Source organism: Gemella sp. GH3 (assembly GCF_013415425.1).
GTDB lineage: Bacteria > Bacillota > Bacilli > Staphylococcales > Gemellaceae > Gemelliphila.
The window spans coordinates 1-490 of the sequence record NZ_JACBYC010000257.1; the positions used below are offsets into that span (position 1 = coordinate 1).

At 26.9% G+C, this 490-nt stretch carries 1 pseudogene; it reads left to right on the forward strand.

Features of this window, described 5'->3' with window-relative positions:
• Positions 1-391: 391 nt before the first annotated feature.
• Positions 392-490 (forward strand): annotated as a pseudogene (locus tag HZY83_RS08530) (iron uptake system protein EfeO); the annotation flags it as partial.

Sequence of the window (490 nt, forward strand, 5' to 3'; positions counted from 1 at the left end):
CTGTTTACTTATCTTTTTAAAATCATGAGGAACGTTACCTTTGTCGTCTTGATCAACTATAAATGCTTGAAACTTTTCTACCATAGTATAGCCACTCCTATAAGTATCTTTTTAAATTCTATAAATTATAGTAATCGTCAACTCTAAATTCCCTTATTCATAGTTTACCCAGTCATTTTATTTTTAAAAATAAATAACACATAAATGTCTCCTAATTTCTTTAAAATTTAAAAGGATTTTTAGATAAAAAATCAAAAGAGTTGTTATTGACACAAATATCACCCACGAATATAATATTCTTGATAATGATTATCAATTGAGAACTTTAACTCCTACTCGATGTGAGTCACAATAGGTTAATCATTTATTTATCAATCTATGAGGTGAAGTAATGAAAAAGTTACCGGTTATTTTATTAGCATCAACGTTAATGTTAGCAGCATGTGGAAACGACAATAATAGTAAAGATAGTTCAAGTTCAACAAATAAT